Here is a 23,632-nt window from a genome sequence, read left to right on the forward strand (position 1 = left end):
GCTATTCCTCCTTTTGTACCGTTTGAGCAATAGGTATGGTAAAACCAAAAGCGCTTCCCTCTCCCACCTTGCTCTTGACCCAAACTTTTCCGTTGTGCAGTTCAATTATGTGTTTAACGATAGCAAGTCCAAGTCCAGTACCTCCCAATTCCCGGGAACGGGCCTTGTCAACCCGGTAAAAACGCTCAAAAATCCGTTTTTGACTTTCTTCGGGAATACCAATTCCCGTATCCTTTACCACAACCTCTACCCACGACCCCTTGACGGCAGCTGTAACTTCTATCTTTCCTCCGGCAGGGGTGTATTTTATTGCATTATCAATAAGGTTAATTAAAACCTGGCTGATCATATCGCCATCGGCCAATACTAAGGGTAAATTTTCCGGAAGGGAAATGATAAAGCTTAATTCTTTTTCTTCCAATCGACTTTTAAACAAAAGCTTCATTTTTTGGATTAATTCCTGAAGCATTAGCGGTTTCGGAGCAAAATCCACCTTTTTGGCTTCAATCTTGGAAAGGCTTAACAAATCATCAATTAACCGGGTCAACCTTTCGGTTTCACTGTTCATTATCTGAAGAAAATGTTTGGCAATGGTTTTATCTTCCAACGCTCCATCCAATAAAGTTTCCAAAAAACCCTTAATGGAGGTTAGCGGCGTTCTTAATTCGTGGGAAACATTGGCAATAAATTCACTCCGCATTTTCTCTAACTTTCGTTCTTCAGTAATATCATCAAAAACTGCCACAAGACCAACCTTTTGGTCGTGTTCATCTTTTAACGGTGTTACGTGAATTAAGATGGTCTTGGAATTTGGCAGTAAAAATTCTATTTCCCGGGTCATTTCTTTTAAATTGGCCAGAGCTTCCTTTAAAAATTTTTCCAATTCGTAGTTTCTGATTACTTCCAAGAGAGGCTTGGGCTCCCCGGTAAAGTTTAACTTCCCGAAGAGATTTTCCAAACCTTTATTTACTAAAATAACTCTCCCGTCCCGGTCCAATACCATAACCCCGGCTTTAATTCCGGCTAAAATTGCCGTAAGTCTTTTTTCTCCTTCGTTAATAGCTCTTTTGCAGTTTTCCAGCTGTTCAATCAAGTGGTTTACATTATCAACAATTTTCCCCAGTTCCTTATCATTATAATAGCTTACCTTGGAATACTGGCCCTGCCGCCATTTTGAGGTAAATTCTTCTAATAACTTAAATTTGTTATTAACTTCTTTAATAAATGCTCCAAAAATTATATACCCCAGTGCAGCAAGAAAAATCCCTTCCAAAATTGAAAGCAATTTTCCTTCAACCAGAAAAAGGACTATTAAATTAACAAGAAACAGCAGTAACAGGCCAATTTCCATTCTCATTTCTTTTCCTCACCGAACCGGTAACCCACTCCCCGAACGGTTTCGATGTAAACCGGATCTGCCGGATTATCTTCTATCTTTTGTCGTATATGACGAATATGAACATCCACCGTCCGGGTATCTCCCAAAAACTCGTAACCCCATATTTTCTCTAAAAGATATTCCCGGGTAAATACTTTACCGGGATTACTGGCTAAAAGCTTTAAAAGCTCAAACTCTTTGGGAGTAAAATCCATTTTTTTGCCCTTAACGTAAACCGCAAATTTTTCCTGATCTATGACAATATCTTTAATTTTGATAATTCCCTCTTTCTTCCCCTCTCTTCCTTCCAAACGTCTGAGTCTTGCTTTAACCCTGGCTACCAGTTCCCGGGGAGAAAAGGGCTTCACCATATAATCATCGGCCCCTAACTCTAAGCCCAGGATTTTATCCACTTCCTCCCCGCGGGCGCTTAACATGATGATTGGTATTTCCGCTGTTTTTTCATTGTTCCTGATATTTTTACATACTTCCAAACCACTCATTCCGGGAAGCATAATATCAAGGATAACTAAATCCGGAAGCTCTTTTTTTACAATCTCAAGGGCTCTTATACCATCATAAGCTTCCAAAACTTTATAACCTTCCCGCTCCAGGTTGAACTTTATTAGCTCCACAATTGGAGCTTCATCATCCACCACTAAAATTTTCATAACCTACCTCCCTTTTTATAATCCCGGCAGCCATACGCCCGGTTACACCCGCATCCCTGCGGTAAGAAAAAAATAAGTCAGGATTACAGGACGTGCAAAGATTTAAAATCTCAATGTTTTGCTGCTGAATACCAGCTTTAATTAATATTTCGGAATTTATCTCCCAGAGATTTAAAAAGTATTTCCCCTCTTTTTTTATCACTCCCTTGGGATAGCCCCGGTCAAGAAAACTCTGGGCAACCTCATCGCCCACTTCATAACAGCACGGTCCAATTGCCGGCCCGATACCGCAAATAATATTTTCCGGTTTTGCCCCTAAGGAAGTTAAAGTATAAACCATTTTTGCCCCAATTTCCGTTAACGTACCCCGCCACCCGGCATGGGCTACCCCTAAAAGAAAAGGATCAGGCGAAAAAAAGTACAACGGCACGCAGTCGGCATAAAACGTTAAAAGTCCAAGGTTTTTTTCCCTGGTAATTAAGCCGTCGGTCTTTTTTACCGCCGAATCCAGTTGTTCCATACCCCGTCCGCCATCAGCATGGTCTACAAGGGCAATATTTGTACCATGTACCTGCTCCGCTGCTACAAAATTTTTTAAATCTAAATCCCAAACTGCGGCTAAAAGTTCGCGGTTTTTTATTACAGCCTTTTGTTCATCACCCACGTGGAGGGCTAAATTAAAACTTTGATAAGGTCCTGAACTTTGCCCCCCAGAGCGCGTGGTGAAAAAAGCATCAATACCAAAATCCTGGAATTTTTTAAAGAAAAAAAGCTTTAAGCCTTTTCTTTCTTTTAATAAAAACTCCATCAACTTTCTAACTCCTTAACTAATTTTTCCACTAAATCTCTGGCTTTCTCCGTTAATTGTTTAGCTTTCAATAAAGTAATTACTTTATCGATTAATACTTCTTCCGATTTTCCGGGTAAGTTTGCAAGTAAAGATATTGTTTCCTGGTAACGGGGAAGGTAACACGGTATCCGATATTTTTCTTCAATTAATTTTTTTAAATTTAGCCGGGCCTCGTCTTCCCCGTGAACCAGGTAAATTTGCGCAGGTTTTTGGCTAAACCTTCCGATAAACGCCAGTAACTCCCTCTGATCGGCATGGGCCGATAAACCATCATAGTGGTAAACTTCCGCCTTAACGGCGATCTCCTCACCCATAATTTTAACCTCTTTTGCTCCATCTAACAACTTTCGACCCAGGGTATCCTGAGCTTGATAGCCAACCAACAATACCGCCGACTCTGGCCGCCATAAATTATGTTTTAAATGATGGCGTATCCGGCCCGCATCGGCCATACCTGAAGCAGATATAATAATAGCCCGGCTAATGTTATTAAGCTTTACCGAATCTTCCTGGCTTACCGAAAAATGAAGGCCAGGAAAGGCAAGGGGATCATCTCCCCGGTTAAGTTTTTCTTTGTACTCTTCATTAAAAAACATCGGATATTTTTTGAAAAGCTTGGTAATTTCCACCGCCAAAGGGCTATCGATGTATACATCTATTGGAGGTACTTCCTTATTTTCCACTAAGTCGTTTAAAATATAAATTAAATCCTGGGTCCGCTCCATAGCAAAAGCCGGAATAATTAAATTGCCGTTTCTCCTATAAACTTTTTCAATTAAAGATTTTAAAAGAGTTTTTAAATCTCCTTCCTCGGAACGAACCCGGTCACCATACGTACTTTCTAAAACTAAAATATCGGTCAAAGGAACTTTTTGCGGTTCTTTCATAAAAGGCCTGCCATTTCGGCCTAAATCGCCGGTAAACAAAATAGTTCTGGTAGCGTCCTGCCCTTTATATGCAATTTTTATCATAGCCGAACCTAAAATGTGTCCGGCATCAAAAAAAGTAACTTCTAAACCAGGTAAGGGAGTAATGGGTGTTTCCAAAGGTATTTTTTGAAAATATGCCAAAGCATTAAATGCATCGTCAGCGGTATAAATCGGCTGTAATTCCGGCTTACCTGCCCGTCTTAGTTTTCTGTTTTTTCTCTCCACTTCCATTTCCTGCACATGTCCGCTATCGGGGAGCATTACCGCCGCTAAATCCACCGTCGGTTCCGTGGCATAAATGGTTCCCTTAAAACCTTTTTTTACAAGCTTAGGAATTAACCCGGAATGGTCGATATGGGCATGGGTTAAAAGAATAAACTCGATTTCCCGTGGATTAAAAGGAAATTCGCCATAATTTCTTTCCTTTATCGCTTTTGGGCCCTGAAAAAGCCCGCAATCCACCAAAAACTTGTGCCCGGCAACGTTAAATAGGTAGCACGAGCCGGTAACTGTATCAGCGGCACCGAAAAAAGTTAATTCCATTTTACTCCCCCAATCTTCTTTTTTTCTATATTACTCTTGAATTTTGGGAGTGTAAAGAAAAAAAAAGAGTAAATTTCAACAATTTACTCCCATTTCACTTCAACTATTTGCTTTTGTAAAAAACTCTTTTTCAAGTCAATTAACCTCTGATTCGACGAGCCTCTAAAAGGTAAAGTAAAAGTTTTAAGTTCCTTGATAAAGGGCCCATCTACCAGGTAATCGGCAGCTTTTAACAATTCTAAAATTTCTGGTTGATGTTGTCCAATTTGCATTAACTCCTCAAAGGTATAACCGGTATAAATAACCGTATTTTTGCCAAGAACAGAAGTTTTTTGTACCAAATCAATTAAGTTTTTAGCCTGTAAAAACGGCTCACCCCCGGAAATGGTTAACCCTGCTAAGAGAGGATTTTTCTTGATTTGTTCAAAAATTAGTTCGCTTTCCAATTCATAGCCCCCGGAAACATCCCAGGTTTCCGGATTATGACAACCATCACACCGGTGAGGGCAACCCTGCGTATAAACCACCAGACGTAACCCCGGACCGTCCGTTACACTTTCCCTGGTAATACCTGCTACCTTTAGTTTCGCCATTATAACACCCCGTGGGGTCTGCGGTCGTAAAGTTCGGCCAGTTTTGCATCGTTAAAACGGTCTACCGTACTTAAATAACCGGTAATCCTTCTAACCCGCCTAATCTGTCCCTCACCGCAGGCTGGACAAAGGTCATCAATCACCCCTAAAAAGCCACAGTTTTCGCAAAAATCAAGGGGATAGTTAATTCCCGCATATCCCATGTCGTTTTTTGCCATATGTCTTATAACCGCTTCCAAAGCTTCAATGTTATTTAAGGGAGGAGCGGAAAACTCTACATAGCTAATGTGCCCACCGTTGCAGTACTTGTGATACGGTCCCTCAATTTCTATCTTTCTAAATATTTCAATGGGATACGCTACCGGCACATGAAAAGAGTTAGTGTAGTATTGCTTATCGGTAACTCCGGGTATCACCCCAAATTCTTTTCGGTCCAAAGCCGTAAATCGCCCGGATAAACCTTCCGCGGGGGTTGCCAGCAAGGCAAAGTTAAGGTCCGTTTCCTCACAAAACTCATCCACCTTTTCCCGCATAGCTTTTACTATTTTGAGGCCCAGTTCCTGAGCTTCCTCACTTTCTCCGTGATGTTTTTCGGTAAGTAAAATTAAGGTTTCCGCAAGACCGATAAAGCCTATCGAAAATGTCCCATGCACAATTGCCGGTAAAATTGAATCTTCCGGTCCCAAATTTTCGGAACCCAAATAAATTTTTTGCCCCATGATAAAAGGTAAATCCTTTACCTTTAAATTTTTTAAAACGGAAAGCCGGTGAAGGAGCTGCTGTTTTCCCATTTCCATAAGCCAGAATAGTTCCTGCCAAAAAACTTCAAGGTTACCCCTGGCTTTAATGGCAAGCCGGGGTAGATTTAAGGTAACCGCAGCAATGTTCCCCCGCCGTTCGGTAACCTCCGGTCCCTTCCGGTTGGCCATAACCCTGGTACGACAGCCCATATAACTTACCTGGTCGCCGTACCTCTGATTAAAGCTACTGTCCATAAAACTAAAAGTTGGATTTAGCCTTTTAGCGGCAACCCTTAAAGCAAGTTGAAAAAGATCGTAATTGGGGTCACCCGGCTCAAAGTTAACGCCTTTTTTCAGACGAAAAATTATATTGGGAAAAATGGGATTTTCGCCCCGGCCAAGCCCTCTTTCGTAGGCCAGTAAAAAATTTCTCGTAACTTTGCGACCCGCCTCGCTGGTGTCGGTGCCCAGATTTATACTGCTAAAGACTACCTGATTTCCTGCCCGGCTGTGCATGCTGTTTAAATTATAGATAAACGCCTCCATCGCCTGGAAAATCTCTTCCTCCGGCGCCTGACCCATAAAGGCTGCCATATCCCGGTCGAAAAACGGAAAGCTCTGCCCGCCGTACATGTCATTTTGAGCACTCTGCAACACAATGGCCGCCAGGGCCGCCGCACTACCCGGACGCTTTGGCGGTCTTATATAGCCATGTCCATTATTAAAGCCTTTTTCTAAAATTTCCTTTAAGGGATGCTGGAGGCAGTTTATGGTTTTGGCATAATAATCTAAATCGTGGATGTGGTAATCGCCCCGCTTATGTAACAGCGCCAGTTCTTCGGGAATTAGCCGGGAAAGGTAGTAATGTTTGGAGGCAGCACTGGCTATTTGGTACATTTTGGCCGCCGGCGAGTGCCCGATATTGGCGTTTTCCCGGCTGGTTTCCACCAAGATTTCCGCCACGGTATCCATTAATTCCGATTTGCCTTCCCGAATCGCCGTTCTTTTTGCCCGGTAGAGAATATACGCCTTGGCCGTTTTCGCATGACCGTTTTCAATTAAAATTTTTTCCACCGCATCCTGGACATCTTCCACGTTAAAAAGATTTCCGTTATATTTTGCTTTTAAATAGCCGAGGACCTGTAAGGTCAATTTTAAAGCCGTTTCCCGATCTTCTCCTCCCACCGCCCGGGCTGCTTTAAAAATTGCTTCGGTTATTTTATTAGGGTCAAAAGGCACTACCCTACCGTCCCGTTTGATAATCTCTTTAAACATTTATGAATTCTCTCCCCCGTTTAACAGTTTCTTTAACTCTTCTAAAAAAGAATTAACATCTTTAAACTGCCGGTATACCGAGGCAAAGCGAACATACGCTACTTCATCAAGTTTCTTTAACCGGCTCATGACCATTTCCCCAATTTCCAAACTTGTAACCTCCTGCTCTAATCTATTTTTTAGTTCCCTCTCAATCTCCTCAGCTATTTCTAAAAGCTTGCTCTCGGCAATAGGCCTTTTTTCGCACGCCTTTAATAAGCCAGTGTAAATTTTGTGTTTATCAAATAGTTGCTTGCTGCCATCTTTTTTAACCACAATTAACGGCCGGTCATCCAAACGTTCATAGGTGGTAAATCTTTTGCTGCAGTTTTCACATTCCCGGCGCCTTTTAATGGCAAAACCATCCTCCGCTGCCCGGGTATCTATCACCCGGGTATTTTCGTTACCGCAAAAAGGACACCTCAAATTCCTCCCACCACCCTATATTTTGTGTTCAATCTAATTATATACTACTATATCTTGTGTGGTCAAGGAAATAAAAGGAAAAAAAATAACCCCAGGGCATACCAGCCTGAGGTTTTAGCGGGACGGTATTTCAACAAAATTGGGAAGGTCCACCAGAATTACATCTATTCCAATTTTTTTTATCGCCGACCAGGGAATAAACACATCATCATTCCGCGCCCAAAAATTCCAGCTCCGGGTAGCTACCGGTATGATTAAGCCATTAATTTTACCCCTCTCTAAATCCAGATCAATATCTTTAATTAGCCCGAGCCGCCGTCCGTCCGCAACGTTAATTACTTCACGATATTTCAATTCCGAAAGCCTTAACATAAAAACACCCCCGGCCTGGTAAATTATATGCCGGAGGCCTTGAAAATTACCCTTTTTTTATTGTTTTTTTGAACTTCTTAATGAAAAGGGACTTCAAGTAATAACTTTTTACGTGCGAAGGTTCGATTCGTCCCCAATCGGCAAAACAAAGGTGGGGATAAAGAATGCACCACCAGTTATGCCCCTCGGCTTTGCCGATTTTTATTCTTAAAGCATCGTAATAGCCGGCAGGTACCAGATATTCACCATAAGAGCGCTCGGAAAAATAAAACTTTCCCATCTCCACTTTTATCCCAATATCTTTTCCCTGAGTTTTAAGATAATTCTGGGCCACAGCAGTGATGTGGGGCAGTTCATTTTTTATAACATTTAACGCATCCTCGCGCCTTTTTACCGTTTTTAATCTGGGATATAAATACGTTAATACTTCATCCCTTACCCTTAATTTTAGCTCCTGGTCAGCGGGGTTATCGCTGGCAGCAATTACATGAAAACGGATAATATCGTTCTCCACCACTTTGGGCATTATCTCCCCTTTATAGGAAAAGAAACCAAAAATTAAACTTGCCCCCAAAAATAAAACTCCTAAAGCGCAAATTCTTTTCAGACCTACTCCTCCCTCAAACAAACTTTCTTAAATGATTTAAGGCTGCTTTTTCCAACCTTGAGACCTGGGCCTGGGAAATACCGATTTCTTCGGCCACCTCCATCTGGGTTTTACCTTCATAAAATCGCAATTTTAAAATAAGCCTTTCCCTTTCATTTAACCGTTCTAAAGCTTCTTTTAAAGCTATCCCTTGAAGCCAGTTATGGTCGGTATTTTTTTCGTCCTTGATTTGATCCATAACAAATATGGGATCGCCGCCGTCCTGGTAAATCGGTTCAAAAAGAGAAACCGGATCTTGAATAGCATCTAAGGCAAAAACTACCTCTTCCTGCGGAACTTTTAACTCCTGGGCAATTTCACTTACGGTAGGCTCCCGGGAAAAACGTCCGACCAAATTATCCCGTACCTGGAGAGCTTTATAAGCGACATCCCTTAAAGACCGGCTTACCCTTATGGGATTATTATCCCGCAAATACCGGCGAATTTCGCCAATAATCATTGGTACTGCATAGGTTGAAAATTTAACATTTTGCTCCAAATCAAAGTTATCAATGGCTTTAATTAGCCCGATGCACCCTACTTGAAAAAGGTCATCCACATACTCCCCGCGATTGGTAAATCTTTGAATTATGCTTAAAACAAGTCTCAAGTTACCCGAAATAAGTTTTTGCCTTGCCTCCATATCCCCTTCTTTAACCTTAAGGAAAAGTTTTTTCATTTCCTGGTTGGTTAGCACCGGCAGTTTGGAAGTATTAACTCCGCAAATCTCGACTTTGTTTGATTGCATCGCGGTCACCCCATTAGTCGGAGTTTTGACCTACCGTTATGATTATTGCCCTGGGTTTTTCCTTTTATACTGGAAAAAAATAAAAAATCCGGCAAAACGCCGGAACTTATTCCATCCGAATTATTTCTTTTTTAAGCCGTTTTAAAATTTTTTTCTCAAGTCTTGAGATATATGATTGGGAAATTCCCAGTAAATCCGCCACTTCCTTCTGGGTTCGTTCGTAACCATCGGTAAGTCCAAATCTCAATTCCATAATCTTTCGTTCCCGCTGGTTTAGCTTGGAAAGGGCAACTTTAAGAAGCTTTTTCTCCACCTCATCTTCCATAACCTTATAAATTATATCTCCTTCAGTTCCTAACACATCCGAAAGCAAAAGTTCATTCCCATCCCAATCAACGTTTAAAGGTTCATCAAAGGAAACTTCCAAGCGAATTTTGCTGTTCCTTCTTAAGTACATTAAAATCTCGTTTTCAATGCACCGGGAAGCATAAGTGGCAAGTTTAATTTTTTTTTCCGGATTAAAGGTATTTACCGCTTTTATCAAACCAATCGTTCCTATCGAAACCAGGTCCTCAATATTTACCCCGGTATTTTCAAATTTCCGGGCTATGTATACAACCAAGCGCAAGTTTCTTTCGATCAACGTTGATTTTGCTGCGGCATCTCCCTGCACCAAAAGCGTCAAAAGAGTATTTTCTTCCTCGCTACTCAAGGGAGGTGGTAGAATATCGTGGCTACCGATATAATAAACCTCTCCCGGACGCTCAAAAAATTTTTTAAATAAATTTTTGAGCCAAAAGAAAAATTTCTTAATAACCATTCCTACCCCTCCCTGTCAAGCCGATTTTAAGATTTCTTCCGAAAGAAGGGCCTGAAATTCGGAATTTAACGATTGAAAGGTTATGGCAACCACCGCTCTCTTAACCCTAATAACTTCGCCTTCCTGCCAGATTTTGAGTTCGTCGGGTATAAAGCCCCAGAAAAACCCCTGCCCCCTCCCAACGCCCCTAAAAGGTATCCTGCGAATAGTCTTGCTTTGAAAAAAGTCAACAGGCAAGATTTTTTTTACAGCCCGATACTCCACCACCACCACCGGCCAGCCCAGTTGCGGGTCATAAAGGCGGTTTCCCGTGTCCAAAAAACTTTGTACCGTAACTTTTTTTCCTGAGTAAACAATCTCCAAGCTAAATCCGTATTTTTTCAATCTTACAATCCTCTGGTATTGCTTATAAGCATACTCTCCAATAAAAGCCAGAATTAGTGCTGCAAGAAGGAAAAATTCCGGGTAGTATCCGGTGAAAATTAAGGCATGGTAGGCACCGTTTAGGAAAAAGAAGGAAGCCAGGGTTAACAAAAAAAGCTTTCCCGCACTGGAGGGAGATTTGGTTAGGAGGTAAGTGGAAAGGAAAAAAACGCAAAAAGCTAAGATTTTTATACCAAAATAAGGCCAGGCTAAATAAATTTCGGCCATAACCGCCCCAACTAAAGAAAAGAAAAGGTTTTTGGCAAAACTTAATTTCAGGTTTAAAACCTTTGCGGCAAAGATTAAAGCAGCATAACTTAAGATAAAATTTCCCAGAAAGACGGATTCCAAAAAGTAAACCGGCATTTTCCCTTACTCCTTAAAAAAGAAAATGCACTCCACCATCATTATATGAGTTGGAGTGCATTTTTCATGTCAAATAAATAAACTATGCTTTTACCTTTTAACGACAATCTTTCCTTTGTTCCCCGTGATTATGCCAATCTCGGCAGCCAATACCCCTTTTTGTTGAAGTTTTTTAACCAACTCTTCTTTCTTTTCCTGGGAAACGGCCATTAAAAGTCCTCCGGAAGTTTGCGGATCGGCAAGGAACAACTTTTCTTCTTCAGCAAATTCACCGGCAAAATCCAAATGGGGCAGTAAGTAGTTTAAGTTATTTTTGGCCCCACCGGGAAATACCCTCATGCCGGCAAATTCCCATGCCCCTTCAATAGCCGGTATCTTTGTAAGATAAATTTCCGCTCCGAACTCTTCCTGAAGCATTTCCTTTAAATGCCCTAAAAGCCCAAACCCGGTGATATCCGTAGCCGCCGAAACTCCTACCTCTACCATTACTTCGGCGGCCTTATCGTTTAAAGTCTCCATGACCTCCATTACTTTTTTCGCGGTATTTTCAGGCACTATCCCCCGCTTCATTCCGGTAGTTAATACCCCAATTCCCAGGGGTTTTGTTAGAATTAAAGAATCCCCGGGATGAGGAGGGTGATTTTTTACAATTTTATCCGGATGAACCAAACCGCAAACTACCATACCGTATTTGGGCTCCGCATCATCTACCGTATGCCCGCCCAATACCGGTATTCCCGCTTCCCGGGCTTTATCCGCCCCGCCTTTTAGGATGGTAGCTAATATCTCCGGAGGAAGCTTTTTGGGAAAACCCACCACGTTTAACGCAAAAAGCGGTTTGGCCCCCATGGCATAAATATCGCTTAACGAGTTGGCCGCGGCAATAACTCCGAAGTAATACGGGTCATCCACCACCGGGGTAAAGTAATCCACGGTAAGAACAATGGCTTGTTCGTCGGATATCCGGTAAACCGCCGCATCATCGGCAGTATTGGTACCAACCAAAGCATTGGGATCATTAATCTCCGGTAAGTAGCGCAAAACTTGCGCCAGAGTCTCGGGACTCATCTTGGCCGCTCACCCGGCACAGCTTACCAACTGGGTCAATTTTACCGCTTCCATTATCTCACCTCCAGCAGTAGCTTATTCCTGTATTTTATTCATTGTATATTGTTATTTTATACCTTTTCCTTTTAAACGGTCAAGCCTGATAATTTCCAATTAAAAGTTTTAAAGCCGGCGCTGATTTAAAAAGTTTTCCGCCAACTTGACAAACATTTAAATCCGAAGAGTACTTAATTTCTACCTCTTTCGTCTCATCCCTGGCATTTTTGGTTTTAATTTTTATAACATAGTTAAAGCTTTCCATGTACCGGGATGGAGCTGCTGTCCCTTCCCTTATACCTTTTACTAATAATTTTATTTCCCGCTCATTTTTTCCCGGCAGTAACTTTTGCTGATGCTTATATTTGTCAGTAATGATCACCATTAAAATATTTTCGGGATAAAGATTTAAATCAGAAACCTGTTTTTCGACCTCGTTTAAATTTTCTCCCGGGTTATGGTCCCGGAATTTAGCCAAAGGGTCTTCTGAAAAGGTTATTGCACTAAAAGTAAAACCCAAGCCCCTCCTGGCCAAAACTGCCCGCTCTTCATACTTTCGTAGTCCCGCCACATCTTTTTTGGTAATCTCCACCACTACCTCGGGATAGTTAAATCCCTTTTCTAAAAAGGTAATTTCATTTATGGCAAAAGAAAGATAACGGCTATCATCCCAGCTCATAGCTTCGGTAAGCTTTTTTTCCAAGTTAAACCTTTCCTTTTGGTTGTTTTTAAATAAAATCCTCCCCACCGCATTAAAATCTCCTAAAGTTAAAGCATCGTAATACGCGCTAACGGTTAATAAGACAGCAACATAAAAATAAAAATAAACCAAAAAAACAACCGAGCAAAGGCTAAAGAGGGCTAAAACTACTTTTTTCAAAAAACTAACCTCCTCCATAGAAAAAAAGCCCCCTTTCGGGGAGCGTTTTATCTTCTTCTTAAAAAGGCAGGTATTTCAATTCCAGTATCGCTGTCCAGTGAAGAAAATTCTTTAAAATTAAGCTCCGGTTTGACTTCTTTCCTGGCTACAGGACGGTGGTCAAAACCGGTAGCAATAACCGTTACCCGAACCTCGTCCTGCATGGTTTCATCAATTCCCGCACCAAAAATAATATTGGCATCGGGATCGGCCGCTTGAGCAATGATATCGGCTGCTTCCTGGACTTCAAACAAGCTTAACGAGGTGCCACCGGTAATGTTTAATAAAACACCCCGGGCGCCTTCAATGGATGTTTCTAAAAGGGGACTGGAAATAGCCTGCCGGGCAGCCTCCACCGCCCGATTATCACCGGAAGCAACCCCGATTCCCATTAAAGCCGAACCGGCGTCTTTCATGATAGTTTTAACATCGGCAAAGTCTAAGTTAATTAGGGCAGGCACGGCAATTAAATCCGATATTCCCTGAACACCCTGACGCAAAACGTCATCGGCAATCCTGAATGCCTCTAACATAGGAGTATTTTTATCAATCACCTGGAGCAAACGGTCATTGGGTATGGTAATTAAAGTATCAACTTTACTCTTTAAATTTTCGATACCCTTTTCCGCCTGCATGGCCCGTTTTTTACCTTCAAAAGTAAAGGGTTTGGTTACCACTCCAACGGTAAGGGCTCCCAATTCTTTAGCAATTTCGGCCACAATGGGAGCTGCTCCGGTTCCGGTTCCACCGCCCATTCCCGCAGTGACAAAGACCATATCCGCCCCTTTTAGTGCTGCATACAAATCTTCCCGGTTTTCCTCTGCAGCCTTTTCGCCAATTTCCGGATTTGCTCCGGCACCAAGTCCCTTCGTTAATTTTACACCTATTTGGATGCGCGTGGGGGCTTTGGAAAGCTTTAAAGCCTGGGCATCGGTGTTGACCGCAATAAATTCAACCCCTTTTAAGCCGGACATAATCATCCGATTAACGGCATTACTGCCCCCGCCACCTACCCCAATAACTTTTATCGTTGCATTGTTTTGAAACTCAAGATCAAACTCCAACATCAAATACCCTCCTTAAAAATTTAAAATAATTCACTAAAAAAGGCTTTAATTTTTTGGAAAATTCCGCTCAAGAAATCTATACCACTACTTTCTTCCGGTTCCTCCCGATACTGCTTGGCGGCTAAAACCAAAGCGCCAATAGCCGATGCATACCGCGGATTAATTAAATTCACCGGTAAGTTACTTAATCCTTCAGGTACTCCAATCCTCACCGGCAAATCAAAAATTTCCTGAGCTACCTCTTTAATCCCCGGAAGCATGGCACCTCCACCGGTAATTATCACTCCCCCGGGAAGTAAGCCCGTAAAACCAGAACTCCTTATTTCTTTTAAAGCAAGCTCAAGCATTTCCCTCACTCTTGCTTCAATAATTGCCGCAACCATCTGTTTGGATACTTTTTGTTTTTCGGTACCTCCAACGTTTTCAACCTCTAAGTATTCATCATTTTGCACCAAGCTTGCCAGAGCTGTACCCGCTTCAATTTTAATTTTTTCCGCCACCGCAATAGGAGTTCTAAGACCTATTGCCAAATCGTTGGTAATATACTGGTCACCTACCGGAATAGCGCCGGTAAAAAATAAGCTTCCTTCGCTGTAAATAGCTAAGTCCATCGTTCCCGCACCAATATCAATTAAAAGGCAGCCCAGCTCTTTTTCCGCAGGATATAACACAACTTCTGCACTGGCTAAGATTGCCGGAATAAACTCCAGGACATTTAGCCCGGCTTTACTGGCAACCTTTTGCAGGTTGGCAAAAGTGCTTTGGGCCACGGCAATAATATGGGTCTCAGCCTCTAAACGCGACCCGGTCATCCCTACCGGATCAACCACTCCCGCAAATCCGTCAACGGTATAAAATCTTGGTATGGCTTTTATAATCTTTTTATCCGGCGGTATGGGAACAATTTTGGTGGCGTTTAACACCCGGTTTACATCTTCGGAAGTGATTTCTCTCTCAAGATTGGTAACAGCTACTACGCTTTTATTATTTAAAGAAATTAACGAAGGTGAGGTAAAGCTAACCACTGCTGAAGTAAGGCCGTAACCTACAATTTGTTCTGCCTTTTCCAAAGATGTCTTTATGGCCTTTACAGTTCCATCTATATCCACAATCGCCCCTTTTTTTATTCCGGAACTTGCCGTCTCTCCAACCCCTAAAAGAGTAACCTGACCATCTGCCGCAATTTCGCCGATTAGTGCTACAATTTTCGAACTGCCTACATCCACCACGGCAATCAGTTCTTTTTTGGCCACATTTGTTCCTCCCCTACACAATCTAAGAACATTTATAAAAATAATTCAACACTAAAACCATTTATCCTTTTTAGTATTTTTTATTTTCTAAAATTTTTTGTTTTTCGCTGTCACAAAACTACCTTTTAAGTAGGTGGCGGCGAATTATTGCTAAATTTTGAAAGATCCTCACACCAAAAACAAAAATGGCTGCCGTATAAAGTTCAACCCCCATCCTTTCCCCAATCCAAGCAAGAATTCCCGCCAGTAAAGTATTGCTAAAAAAACCCGTGATAAAGATTACATTATCATAATTGTTTTCCATATTCGCCCGCACTCCGCCAAAAACCGAATCCAGAGCCGCTAAAAGGGCTACCGAAAGATATTTTGAGTAAGCAATTGGAACTCCCAACGGGATTAATAACCCCAAAATTATTCCAATTATTAAACCCACAATTGCTAACCACATTACTTATTTCGCCTCCTGGGGTTTTATATAACTAAATTCCAGATTCTGCTCATAAGGGGGTAAAACAAGTTTATTTTCTTTGGTAATTGTCACTTCCATTTGCCATTCCCGAAAAGTTGCCACAATACCGTTTTCTAAAGAGGTTTTCAATTGTTCCGGATTGCCTACAGCTAATATTTCATAGGGCGGATAAATAGCTTTGGTATTAACCACAATTTTATTTCCGGCCATCCGGACTTCCGTTAAAGCCGTAACCCTCTGGCCGTTCACCGCAATTCCTTCAGCTCCGGCAGCTTTTAACTCGTTTAAAAGATTAAAAAGGTCTTCGTCCCGTACATTAAACAACTCCGAGTTATTCCCAAACCCCGGAGGGTTATTTAAAATCACCCGCACCCCTGGACCGTAAGCGGGAGTGGCACCTGCCCAAAAACGATTTTTATTAATTTCAGAAATTAAGGCATCTTCCGCAATTTTTCCGCCCTTTTCTAACATGTTTATTTTTTGACTCAAACTGTTTTTTTCTTCCATTAAACCTTCTATTTCCTCGGTTAAACTTTTCAAACGGGAAGTTAATTCAAAACTCCGTTCCAGGGGAGGAGCATTAACCATTTCCCGGCTGACGCGGATTTGAACTGTCAGTAAAAATCCCAAGATTAAGCTCACCACCAGCATGGTATAAGGAATTTTAATCGTTTTCATGTTATCCCCTCCCCTCTTTTAAATATTTATAGTCCGGAGGAGTTGCTGCCTTAATTTTAATATTCTCCGAAGTCTTGATACTTATTGTAATAAAATCTTTCAATTGGTCATAAACACCACCGGGCATCATTAACGAATTGCGCAAAGCAGCGGGGTTTCCTATGGCCTGGATGACAAAGGGTGCTGAAATTCGCTTGGTTTTGTTTAAAAGTATCGTCGGCCCAACACAGCGAATTTCCGTCATCGCGGTCACCCGCTCCCCGTTAATACCAAGAGCTTCCGCTCCCGCTGCCCGTAATTCATTTAAAACTAAAAGTACATCTTCATCATGAATAACGTAAAGATTGGGATTTTCTTCGGCAGTTAAAGGCTTTTTGGCATCATCCAGGGTAACTTCCACCCCTGGCCCCTCTACCGCCAGGGTTCCTGCTAAGATCTGATATTTGGTAAGAGTATCCTGATAGGTTCGTAAATGTCCCTGCTCTTCAGTTAAATTGGCAACTTTCTGGCGCAAACTTTCTACTTCTTTGGCTAACTCCTTATGTTTCTTTTCCGCTGCTTCCACCTGTCTTGCAAGCAAAGCTGCCCGTTCGCTGCTAAAGGTAGTAGGCATTTGCCGGGTTAGCCTGAACTGGGTGGCCAGCATGATACCCAAAATGCAAAATACCAAAAAAAGGCCAAACTTATTTTTGTTGAGATGTTCGGTCAGTTTCTTCATACTTTACCACCGGCGCTCCTTTAAAACTTACATTTATATACTCAATTTTCTTGCCTTTATTTCCCAGTTCCTGAAAAAGACCTAACGCAATGATAAGCTTCTGCTGGATATCGCGGTCATCGCCAAAAATCAGCTTTACCCCGTTTTTGGTATAACCAACAACCCCTTCTTCGCTATCGTACTTAAAGGTAGATAAAAGCTTTTTTTGTTCCGAGTTCATGGCTTGCAGGTAACGTTTTATTGGCTCTAATTTTTCAGCAGAAACTTTTTCTCCCGGCTTTAAGGAGTACCCTTCAAGCCCTACAACCACCGGAAGGTCAATACTCCCCGGGTCAATCAGGTCAATTACGGTAAAATCATCGGCTAAAACCGCAACCTTTTGGTTGTTTTGCGGTAAAGCTATAAAAGGTCTACGCTCGTTTACAAAAATAACAAGTGTATCCGGGTACTTTCTTTTAATGCTTACCGTTTTAACCTTAGGATAAGCCAATAATTTATCCTCTATCTCCTTATCATTAATGGCAAATAAATTTACCCCTTTCAGGGAAATAACTGCTTTGGCATATACCCCTTTATCCTGTTCAGCACATCTTATATCAATATTTTTCAGGTCAAAGAAGGAAGAGCGCAAAAATAAGTACCCCGATGTTAACAGCAACAAAACTATGAAAAGATAAGAAAGTAACTTCCTGCTTTTTTTCTTCCGTTTCATAACGTACCTTCCTTCGCCAAAAAAGCTTGTCCTTGGGAATTTCAAAAAAAAAACTAATATTTTTCCTCGCCGTTTACTCTTTTTATTTGCGCTCCGATAAGTTGGTACTTCAAATCCAGGTTTTCATAACCCCGATCAAGATTTTTTATTCCCTCTAAAACCGTCATTCCTTCTGCCGCAAGACCGGCAATTACCAGAGCTGCTGCAGCCCGTAAATCATGGGCAATAACCGAAGCTCCCGTAAGTTTCGGCACTCCTTTGATAACAGCAATCCTGCTTTCCAGCCGAATATCCGCACCCATCCGCCTTAATTCCTCTACATGTTTAAAACGATTGTCAAAAACTCCTTCCGAGATAATACTGGTTCCCTGTGCTAAAGTTAATAAAGCTAAAATTTGCGGTTGCATGTCGGTAGGAAATCCCGGATAAGGCATGGTCTTGATATCAACAGGCTTAATAATACTCTTGCCGGTTACTCTGACCCAATCGCCGCCAGAGGTTATCAAAGCACCTGCTTCTTTTAGTTTCGCCATTACCGCTTCTAAGTGCTCGGGAATAACCCCTGAAATAATTATATCACTTTGAGTTGCCGCTGCCATTACCATATGGGTTCCTGCTTCTATTCTATCAGGAATTATTTTATGAGTAACTCCCTTTAACTGGTTTACTCCGGTGATTTTTATAATATCAGTTCCCGCACCTTTTACTTTTGCGCCCATGAGATTTAAAAAATTTTGCAGGTCTACAATCTCCGGCTCCCGGGCCGCATTTCTAATTATCGTTGTTCCCTGGGCTAAGGCCGCAGCCATCATTAAGTTCTCGGTAGCACCCACCGAAGGAAAATCCAAGTGAATTTCGGCGCCTTTTAATTTTTTCGCCCGGGCCCGGATAAAGCCAGACTTTTCTTCAACCTCCGCTCCCATAAGTCGTAGACCTTTTAGGTGTAAGTCCATTGGTCTATTACCTATATTACAACCCCCGGGAAGCGGAACTACCCCTTCCTGAAAACGGGCCACTAACGGACCTAAAAATAGATTTGAAGCGCGAATTTTTCGGGCTAACTCTTCGGGAATTATAAGTTCGTTGATTCGGTTATTTTGAATGGTTAACAGCTGGCCAAATTCCACTTTGCTTCCCAATCTTTTGAGGATTGAAAGCATAATATTAACATCTTCAAGTTTGGGAATGTTTTCTAAAACGCATGGTTCCCGGGTTAGAAGGGTGGCAGCAATAATCGGCAGGGCAGAATTTTTTGCTCCACTAACTTTTATTTCTCCTTTTAAACCGTGACTCCCCACAATAAAAAACTTTTCCACTTAAGAAGGCACCTCCGCCTTCCCTCTACTCCCCCAACACTTCCACTTCCAGCAGTAATTTAACGGAAAACTTTTTCCAAACCAGTTCTTGAATTTTATTAATTAAATAAATTACATCGGCAGCACTGGCTCCACCGGTATTAATAATAAAATTGGCATGTTTCTCGGAAACCATCGCCCCCCCTTTTTTTAAACCCTGAGCACCTGCTTCTTTAATTAACTTCCAGGCAGGTATTCCTTCCGGGTTTTTAAAAACACTGCCCGCATTGGGAAACTCCAGAGGTTGAGACGCTAAACGTTTCTCCCGAAACTCCCTGATTTTTTTCAGGATTTCTTTTTTATCGCCCGGATTTAAGGAAAACTCGGCTTTTACGATCCATTGCTTCTCCTCTTTAAAACGGCTGGAACGGTACTTAAAACCACATTCGTTAGCAAAAAATTCCTTAAGTTCACCTCTTTCATTGATGGTCCAGACCCTTTTTAATACATCTTTTATTTCTTTTCCGTGGGCTCCGGCATTTTGTCTAATTGCCCCGCCAACACTACCGGGAATAGCACAAAGCTCCTCTAAACCGCTTAAGCCAACTTTTAAGGCTCTGGCTGCTAAAGCCGGTAGCAGAACACCCGCTTCGGCGAAAACCTGCCCCCCTGCAGTTATTTCCACCTTATTAATTTTCTTTGTTTTGATAATTACCCCGCGAAATCCTCTATCCAAAACCAGGATGTTTGAACCGTTACCGATGACCCTGAAGTTTACCGCATTTTCCGTTAAAAACCGGATGACCAAAGACAACTCTTCTATGCTTTGCGGTTCAATTAAAAAGTCAGCAGGCCCGCCAATTTTCCAGGTAGTATGTTGCGCTAACGGCTCATTTTCCAATACCGGTGAGCTTATTCTTTTGGTTAATTCTTCTTTAAGTTTAGCTTTATCCATATCCTTACGCCTTTCCTAAAAGCTTGTAACCTACTTGATTGATATTCCCCGCACCCAGTAAAAGAACTAAAAGTCCTGGTTTTAAATTTTGTTCCAGGTAATTATAAACCTCATCCAACGACTCCAGATATAATGGATTTTTCCCCAATTTTTTCATTTCTTCGGCAATCATTTCTCCGCTAACCCCCGGTATGGGTTTCTCTCCCGCCGAATAAATCCCGGTTAAAACCACCTTTTCCGCATCAACCAGTACCCGGGCAAATTCTTTATAAAAAAAGTGGGTACGGGTATACCGGTGGGGTTGGAACACCACCAAAACATCCCGGTCCTTATAAAGTTTGGCCGCCCTTAGGGTAGCTTCCACTTCTGTGGGATGGTGGGCGTAATCATCCACAATTAAGGCCCCGTTTCTTTCCCCCAATATTTGAAATCTTCTTTTAGCCCCGTTAAATTCCAGTAGCCTTTCGGAAATCGCTTTAAAGGAAAGACCGATATTCCGCAAAACCGCCGTAGCTGCAGCCGCATTTAAGATGTTGTGTTTTCCTGGTACTTTTAAACGAAGTTCGCCTTCCAGGGTATTTTTATAATAGATATTTGCCACCAGCTGATTTTGTTCCTCCCGGTAGTCTCTTAACATAAAGTCACTGCCGGGAGAAAAACCGTAAGTAAACTTCCTTTTTTTATAGCCTTTTAACATTTCCCTTACCTGAAGATTATCCCAGCAAAACACTCCAAAACCTTCAGGCCTTATGTTATCCGCAAACTTTTTAAAAGCTTTTTTGATTTCCTCAAAGCTTTGATAGTAATCAAGGTGATCCGCTTCAATATTGGTGATAACCGCTGCATAGGGGAGTAATTTCAAAAAGGAACCATCACTTTCGTCCGCTTCGGCAACCATGTATTCGCCCTGGCCTGCTTTGGCATTGTACCCCAGGTCGACAATTTCTCCACCCACCGCAATTACCGGATCAAACCCTTCCTTTTCCAGGACGTAGGCAATCATTGACGAAGTGGTAGTTTTTCCGTGGGTACCGGCCACCGCAATCCCCTTTTTTTCCTGCATTAATCTTGCCAAAAGTTCTCCCCGGTGCATTACCGGTATCCCCAACCTTTTAGCTTTTAAAAGCTCCGGATTATCCTGGCTTACCGCCGTTGAAACAACCACCAAACTTACATCGGAAGCTAAGTTTTCTTCCCTATGTCCAATAAAAACCGTTATCCCTTCGGCACGAAGTTTTTTTGTAAGTTCAGTTTCTTTAAGATCTGAACCGGAAACCCGGTATCCCTTAGACTGCAAAATGCGTGCAAGCCCGCTCATGCCAATTCCGCCTATCGCTATAAAATGTACTGCAAGCATTTTTCTCACCTTTCTCTTGAGAACAGTACTATAATATGCCATTTAAGTTTTTTTGTTACTCTTTGGCTTTAAAAGCGCCTCCATAATTCCAGTTATTTCTTTAAGCGAATCTCGACGTAACACTTTCCCTGCATTTTCCGCCATTTTAACAAGTTTTTCCGGACTATCCAAAAGGGGCAAAATTGTGGCTTTTACCCGATCCTCACTGCATTCCGCATCCCGCAGTAAAACCGCAGCTCCGTGACTCACAAAAGCCCGGGCATTGTGTTCCTGGTGATTTTCCGCCGCATAGGGATAAGGAATTAACACCGCAGGAACTTTAGAAGCTGCAATTTCCGCTAAGGTTGCAGCTCCTGCCCGGGTGATGGCCAGATCCGCTGCCGGTAAAACTTCCGGCATGTTATCAATGTACGGCACCATTTGTACCCTTTCGGGAAGATTTTTGTATTTTTGCTTTAAATTTTCATAGTTTCGGGGACCGGTAGCCCAGACCAACCTTAAATTAGGTCTTAGCATAATTTCCGGTAACAGGTAACCAACAACTTTATTTATGGTAAGAGCTCCCTGACTCCCGCCAAAGGCTACAAGTAAAAGCTCATCTTTACCAACCCCCATTTTTTTTCGCAATTCATTCCTATTAGCGGCATTGGTAAAAAATTCCCTTCTCACCGGAAGGCCGGTTTCATAAAGATTTTTCGCTTTCATTCTTTTTTTTGCTTCCCCAAAGGTAAGGCAAACCGCGTCAACTCTCGCAGCCAAAATTTTATTGGCAATTCCCGGATAAGCATTTTGTTCATGGATAACCGTAGGAATTTTAAGAACCGTGGCGGCAAAAACTACCGGAAAACTTGCATATCCGCCGGTACCCACAACTATATCCGGCTTTTCCTTTTTTAAAAAAATAAAAGCATTAATTAAGCTTTTAGGAACAAGAAAAAGCTTTTTCAACGTCTCCCAGCTAACTTTCCGGGGAATGCCTTCCACCGGGAGCAAATACAAGGGAAATCCGTACTTTGGAACCACCGTGTTTTCTATACCCCTTGGCGTACCAACAAAAAGGATTTCGTCGTTGGGGTGGCTTTCCTTCCAGCTTTGAGCAATAGCTAATGCCGGGTAAAGGTGGCCTCCCGTACCTCCCCCGGCAAAAACCAGTTTCATTAAAATTCACTCCTCCCGCGTCGGTAGCAAGATACATTGACAATAATACCGGCAGCAGTCATGTTAATAATGAGTGAGGAACCGCTATAACTTATAAAAGGCAGGGGAATCCCGGTTACCGGAAATACTCCGGTAGCAACCGCAATGTTAATTAGCGCCGGAATCACCATCATGCAAGTAAAGCCGGCTACCAGGAAAAAGCCAAAAACATCTGGCGCCCAATGGGCAAGCTTAAGTCCCCGGTAGAGAATCGCCAAAAACAAGCTTACAACAAAAATCGTTCCAACCAGCCCAAGTTCTTCGCCGATGATGGCGAAAATAAAATCGGTATGCTGCTCAGGTAAATAAAACATTTTTTGGTGGCTCCGTCCCAGCCCCACCCCAAATATACCACCGGAACCTATGGCATAAAGGGACTGCTTTACCTGATAGATAACAGCTTCATATCCTTTTAACTTATTTTCATCACCGATAAGCAAGTACCAAAACCCGATAAGCCTTTTTCTCCGGTACTCTTCCAAAAAAATTGCCCCCAAAACACCTAAAATTCCCAAAATACCAAGACCGGTTAAGTGGGAAGGCTTGGCACCGGCAATCATAAGCAGGGCAAAAACCGTTCCACTGATGGCCAAGGTTGTTCCTAAATCTTTTTGCAAAAGAACGAGTAAATCGGCCAAGGCCATAATTATTACTACCGGTAAAAAGCCTTTTTTAAAATCGGTAATATACTGGTAATTTTTTTGGAAATGTTTTGCTAAAAAAATTATTATAGCAAATTTTAACACCTCAGATGGAGAGATGTTTAACCAGCCAAATCTTAATTGGCGCTGGGCACCTTTTACTTCTACTCCAACAAAAACAACCAAAATACATAAAATAACAGCTATTAAAATAAGCGGTCCGGTGTAGCGCCTTAATTTCCGGTAATCATAGGCTAAAGCTAACAAAAAAGCTATTGTCCCAAAAACACTCCATAAAAGCTGTTTTTTGAAATAATACCAGACCGTATGATACTGAACATAACTGGTATACTGGCTTGCCGAAAAAATCATTACTAATCCAAATAAAACCAAAGTAAAAATTAACAAAGTAAAGATTAAATCGGGGGTGCCCTTTGCCCGCTTCATT

General features: G+C 42.0%; 25 protein-coding genes. All 25 read right to left on the reverse strand.

All coding sequences use genetic code 11. The annotated features are described in order from the left end of the window. Position 1 precedes the first annotated feature (1 nt). A complete protein-coding gene (pnpS, locus tag CHY_RS09525; protein ID WP_041537742.1) occupies positions 2–1,357 on the reverse strand; it encodes a two-component system histidine kinase PnpS in 1,356 nt (451 codons plus the stop codon). Continuing rightward, positions 1,354–2,049, reverse strand: a complete 696-nt coding sequence (locus CHY_RS09530; protein WP_011344939.1) for a response regulator transcription factor — start codon at positions 2,047–2,049, stop codon at positions 1,354–1,356. The genes pnpS and CHY_RS09530 overlap by 4 nt, the downstream gene beginning before the upstream one ends. Continuing rightward, positions 2,027–2,857, reverse strand: a complete 831-nt coding sequence (pgeF, locus tag CHY_RS09535) for a peptidoglycan editing factor PgeF (RefSeq protein ID WP_011344940.1) — start codon at positions 2,855–2,857, stop codon at positions 2,027–2,029. Before pgeF ends, CHY_RS09530 begins: the two co-directional genes overlap by 23 nt. Further along, the gene (locus tag CHY_RS09540; RefSeq protein WP_011344941.1) at positions 2,857–4,371 is read right to left on the reverse strand and encodes an MBL fold metallo-hydrolase RNA specificity domain-containing protein; all 1,515 of its coding nucleotides are present in this window, start codon (positions 4,369–4,371) and stop codon (positions 2,857–2,859) included. The genes pgeF and CHY_RS09540 overlap by 1 nt, the downstream gene beginning before the upstream one ends. Before the next feature lie 83 nt (positions 4,372–4,454). Then, entirely contained in the window at positions 4,455–4,964 is a 510-nt protein-coding gene (gene nrdG, locus CHY_RS09545) for an anaerobic ribonucleoside-triphosphate reductase activating protein (protein ID WP_011344942.1), read from the reverse strand. Further along, positions 4,964–6,979: an anaerobic ribonucleoside-triphosphate reductase gene (nrdD, locus tag CHY_RS09550; RefSeq protein ID WP_011344943.1), complete on the reverse strand. Its 2,016-nt coding sequence runs from the start codon at positions 6,977–6,979 to the stop codon at positions 4,964–4,966. Before nrdD ends, nrdG begins: the two co-directional genes overlap by 1 nt. Then, positions 6,980–7,444 (reverse strand): transcriptional regulator NrdR, encoded by a 465-nt coding sequence (nrdR, locus tag CHY_RS09555; RefSeq protein ID WP_011344944.1) that lies wholly within the window; start codon positions 7,442–7,444, stop codon positions 6,980–6,982. A 114-nt stretch (positions 7,445–7,558) separates the two neighbouring features. Then, positions 7,559–7,816, reverse strand: a complete 258-nt coding sequence (locus tag CHY_RS09560; protein ID WP_011344945.1) for a YlmC/YmxH family sporulation protein — start codon at positions 7,814–7,816, stop codon at positions 7,559–7,561. Positions 7,817–7,862: 46 nt separating this feature from the next. Beyond that, complete coding sequence (gene spoIIR, locus CHY_RS09565) at positions 7,863–8,390, reverse strand: stage II sporulation protein R (RefSeq protein ID WP_049752097.1); 528 nt, start codon at positions 8,388–8,390, stop codon at positions 7,863–7,865. Between the two features lie 46 nt (positions 8,391–8,436). Continuing rightward, positions 8,437–9,210: an RNA polymerase sporulation sigma factor SigG gene (gene sigG, locus CHY_RS09570; protein ID WP_011344947.1), complete on the reverse strand. Its 774-nt coding sequence runs from the start codon at positions 9,208–9,210 to the stop codon at positions 8,437–8,439. 106 nt (positions 9,211–9,316) lie between these two features. Beyond that, positions 9,317–10,030, reverse strand: coding sequence for an RNA polymerase sporulation sigma factor SigE (gene sigE / locus CHY_RS09575; protein WP_011344948.1), 714 nt, complete (start codon positions 10,028–10,030; stop codon positions 9,317–9,319). Between the two features lie 15 nt (positions 10,031–10,045). Beyond that, complete coding sequence (gene spoIIGA / locus CHY_RS09580; protein WP_011344949.1) at positions 10,046–10,819, reverse strand: sigma-E processing peptidase SpoIIGA; 774 nt, start codon at positions 10,817–10,819, stop codon at positions 10,046–10,048. A gap of 90 nt (positions 10,820–10,909) precedes the next feature. Then, complete coding sequence (gene selD, locus CHY_RS09585) at positions 10,910–11,941, reverse strand: selenide, water dikinase SelD (RefSeq protein ID WP_011344950.1); 1,032 nt, start codon at positions 11,939–11,941, stop codon at positions 10,910–10,912. Between the two features lie 79 nt (positions 11,942–12,020). Continuing rightward, positions 12,021–12,803, reverse strand: a complete 783-nt coding sequence (locus CHY_RS09590) for a hypothetical protein (protein ID WP_162485087.1) — start codon at positions 12,801–12,803, stop codon at positions 12,021–12,023. Between the two features lie 47 nt (positions 12,804–12,850). After that, a complete protein-coding gene (gene ftsZ / locus CHY_RS09595) occupies positions 12,851–13,909 on the reverse strand; it encodes a cell division protein FtsZ (protein WP_011344952.1) in 1,059 nt (352 codons plus the stop codon). A 20-nt stretch (positions 13,910–13,929) separates the two neighbouring features. Beyond that, positions 13,930–15,162, reverse strand: a complete 1,233-nt coding sequence (gene ftsA / locus CHY_RS09600) for a cell division protein FtsA (RefSeq protein ID WP_011344953.1) — start codon at positions 15,160–15,162, stop codon at positions 13,930–13,932. Positions 15,163–15,280: 118 nt separating this feature from the next. After that, positions 15,281–15,610, reverse strand: coding sequence for a small basic family protein (locus tag CHY_RS09605; RefSeq protein WP_011344954.1), 330 nt, complete (start codon positions 15,608–15,610; stop codon positions 15,281–15,283). Between the two features lie 3 nt (positions 15,611–15,613). Beyond that, the gene (locus tag CHY_RS09610; protein ID WP_011344955.1) at positions 15,614–16,309 is read right to left on the reverse strand and encodes a DUF881 domain-containing protein; all 696 of its coding nucleotides are present in this window, start codon (positions 16,307–16,309) and stop codon (positions 15,614–15,616) included. 1 nt (position 16,310) lies between these two features. Beyond that, positions 16,311–17,027 carry a DUF881 domain-containing protein gene (locus CHY_RS09615; protein ID WP_011344956.1) on the reverse strand — a complete coding sequence of 239 codons (717 nt, stop codon included), beginning with the start codon at positions 17,025–17,027 and terminating at the stop codon, positions 16,311–16,313. Beyond that, the gene (locus CHY_RS09620) at positions 16,993–17,739 is read right to left on the reverse strand and encodes a cell division protein FtsQ/DivIB (RefSeq protein ID WP_011344957.1); all 747 of its coding nucleotides are present in this window, start codon (positions 17,737–17,739) and stop codon (positions 16,993–16,995) included. Before CHY_RS09620 ends, CHY_RS09615 begins: the two co-directional genes overlap by 35 nt. Positions 17,740–17,792: 53 nt before the next feature. After that, on the reverse strand, positions 17,793–19,055 hold the full coding sequence (gene murA / locus CHY_RS09625) for a UDP-N-acetylglucosamine 1-carboxyvinyltransferase (RefSeq protein ID WP_011344958.1): 1,263 nt from the start codon (positions 19,053–19,055) through the stop codon (positions 17,793–17,795). A gap of 25 nt (positions 19,056–19,080) precedes the next feature. Continuing rightward, positions 19,081–19,989: a UDP-N-acetylmuramate dehydrogenase gene (murB, locus tag CHY_RS09630; protein ID WP_011344959.1), complete on the reverse strand. Its 909-nt coding sequence runs from the start codon at positions 19,987–19,989 to the stop codon at positions 19,081–19,083. A 4-nt stretch (positions 19,990–19,993) separates the two neighbouring features. Beyond that, positions 19,994–21,388 carry a UDP-N-acetylmuramate--L-alanine ligase gene (gene murC, locus CHY_RS09635; RefSeq protein ID WP_011344960.1) on the reverse strand — a complete coding sequence of 465 codons (1,395 nt, stop codon included), beginning with the start codon at positions 21,386–21,388 and terminating at the stop codon, positions 19,994–19,996. Continuing rightward, positions 21,389–22,504 (reverse strand): undecaprenyldiphospho-muramoylpentapeptide beta-N-acetylglucosaminyltransferase, encoded by a 1,116-nt coding sequence (gene murG, locus CHY_RS09640; RefSeq protein WP_011344961.1) that lies wholly within the window; start codon positions 22,502–22,504, stop codon positions 21,389–21,391. It abuts the gene before it with no gap. Then, entirely contained in the window at positions 22,504–23,631 is a 1,128-nt protein-coding gene (gene ftsW, locus CHY_RS09645; RefSeq protein WP_011344962.1) for a putative lipid II flippase FtsW, read from the reverse strand. Before ftsW ends, murG begins: the two co-directional genes overlap by 1 nt. Position 23,632: the final 1 nt, after the last annotated feature.

It is taken from the genome of Carboxydothermus hydrogenoformans Z-2901 (genome assembly GCF_000012865.1).
In the GTDB taxonomy this organism is placed as follows: domain Bacteria; phylum Bacillota; class Z-2901; order Carboxydothermales; family Carboxydothermaceae; genus Carboxydothermus; species Carboxydothermus hydrogenoformans.

What these genes read in the sequence shown, in the direction of transcription:
- nrdG (WP_011344942.1), bottom strand. Translation starts at nt 4,964, where the DNA reads ATGGCGAAACTAAAGGTAGCAGGTATTACCAGGGAAAGTGTAACGGAC.
- pnpS (WP_041537742.1), bottom strand. Translation starts at nt 1,357, where the DNA reads ATGAGAATGGAAATTGGCCTGTTACTGCTGTTTCTTGTTAATTTAATA.
- murC (WP_011344960.1), bottom strand. Translation starts at nt 21,388, where the DNA reads ATGGCATATTATAGTACTGTTCTCAAGAGAAAGGTGAGAAAAATGCTT.
- sigE (WP_011344948.1), bottom strand. Translation starts at nt 10,030, where the DNA reads ATGGTTATTAAGAAATTTTTCTTTTGGCTCAAAAATTTATTTAAAAAA.
- CHY_RS09620 (WP_011344957.1), bottom strand. Translation starts at nt 17,739, where the DNA reads ATGAAACGGAAGAAAAAAAGCAGGAAGTTACTTTCTTATCTTTTCATA.
- murG (WP_011344961.1), bottom strand. Translation starts at nt 22,504, where the DNA reads ATGAAACTGGTTTTTGCCGGGGGAGGTACGGGAGGCCACCTTTACCCG.
- nrdD (WP_011344943.1), bottom strand. Translation starts at nt 6,979, where the DNA reads ATGTTTAAAGAGATTATCAAACGGGACGGTAGGGTAGTGCCTTTTGAC.
- CHY_RS09560 (WP_011344945.1), bottom strand. Translation starts at nt 7,816, where the DNA reads ATGTTAAGGCTTTCGGAATTGAAATATCGTGAAGTAATTAACGTTGCG.
- ftsW (WP_011344962.1), bottom strand. Translation starts at nt 23,631, where the DNA reads ATGAAGCGGGCAAAGGGCACCCCCGATTTAATCTTTACTTTGTTAATT.
- CHY_RS09615 (WP_011344956.1), bottom strand. Translation starts at nt 17,027, where the DNA reads ATGAAGAAACTGACCGAACATCTCAACAAAAATAAGTTTGGCCTTTTT.
- CHY_RS09540 (WP_011344941.1), bottom strand. Translation starts at nt 4,371, where the DNA reads ATGGAATTAACTTTTTTCGGTGCCGCTGATACAGTTACCGGCTCGTGC.
- CHY_RS09610 (WP_011344955.1), bottom strand. Translation starts at nt 16,309, where the DNA reads ATGAAAACGATTAAAATTCCTTATACCATGCTGGTGGTGAGCTTAATC.
- spoIIGA (WP_011344949.1), bottom strand. Translation starts at nt 10,819, where the DNA reads ATGCCGGTTTACTTTTTGGAATCCGTCTTTCTGGGAAATTTTATCTTA.
- CHY_RS09530 (WP_011344939.1), bottom strand. Translation starts at nt 2,049, where the DNA reads ATGAAAATTTTAGTGGTGGATGATGAAGCTCCAATTGTGGAGCTAATA.
- pgeF (WP_011344940.1), bottom strand. Translation starts at nt 2,857, where the DNA reads ATGGAGTTTTTATTAAAAGAAAGAAAAGGCTTAAAGCTTTTTTTCTTT.
- sigG (WP_011344947.1), bottom strand. Translation starts at nt 9,210, where the DNA reads ATGCAATCAAACAAAGTCGAGATTTGCGGAGTTAATACTTCCAAACTG.
- CHY_RS09605 (WP_011344954.1), bottom strand. Translation starts at nt 15,610, where the DNA reads ATGTGGTTAGCAATTGTGGGTTTAATAATTGGAATAATTTTGGGGTTA.
- ftsZ (WP_011344952.1), bottom strand. Translation starts at nt 13,909, where the DNA reads ATGTTGGAGTTTGATCTTGAGTTTCAAAACAATGCAACGATAAAAGTT.
- murB (WP_011344959.1), bottom strand. Translation starts at nt 19,989, where the DNA reads ATGGATAAAGCTAAACTTAAAGAAGAATTAACCAAAAGAATAAGCTCA.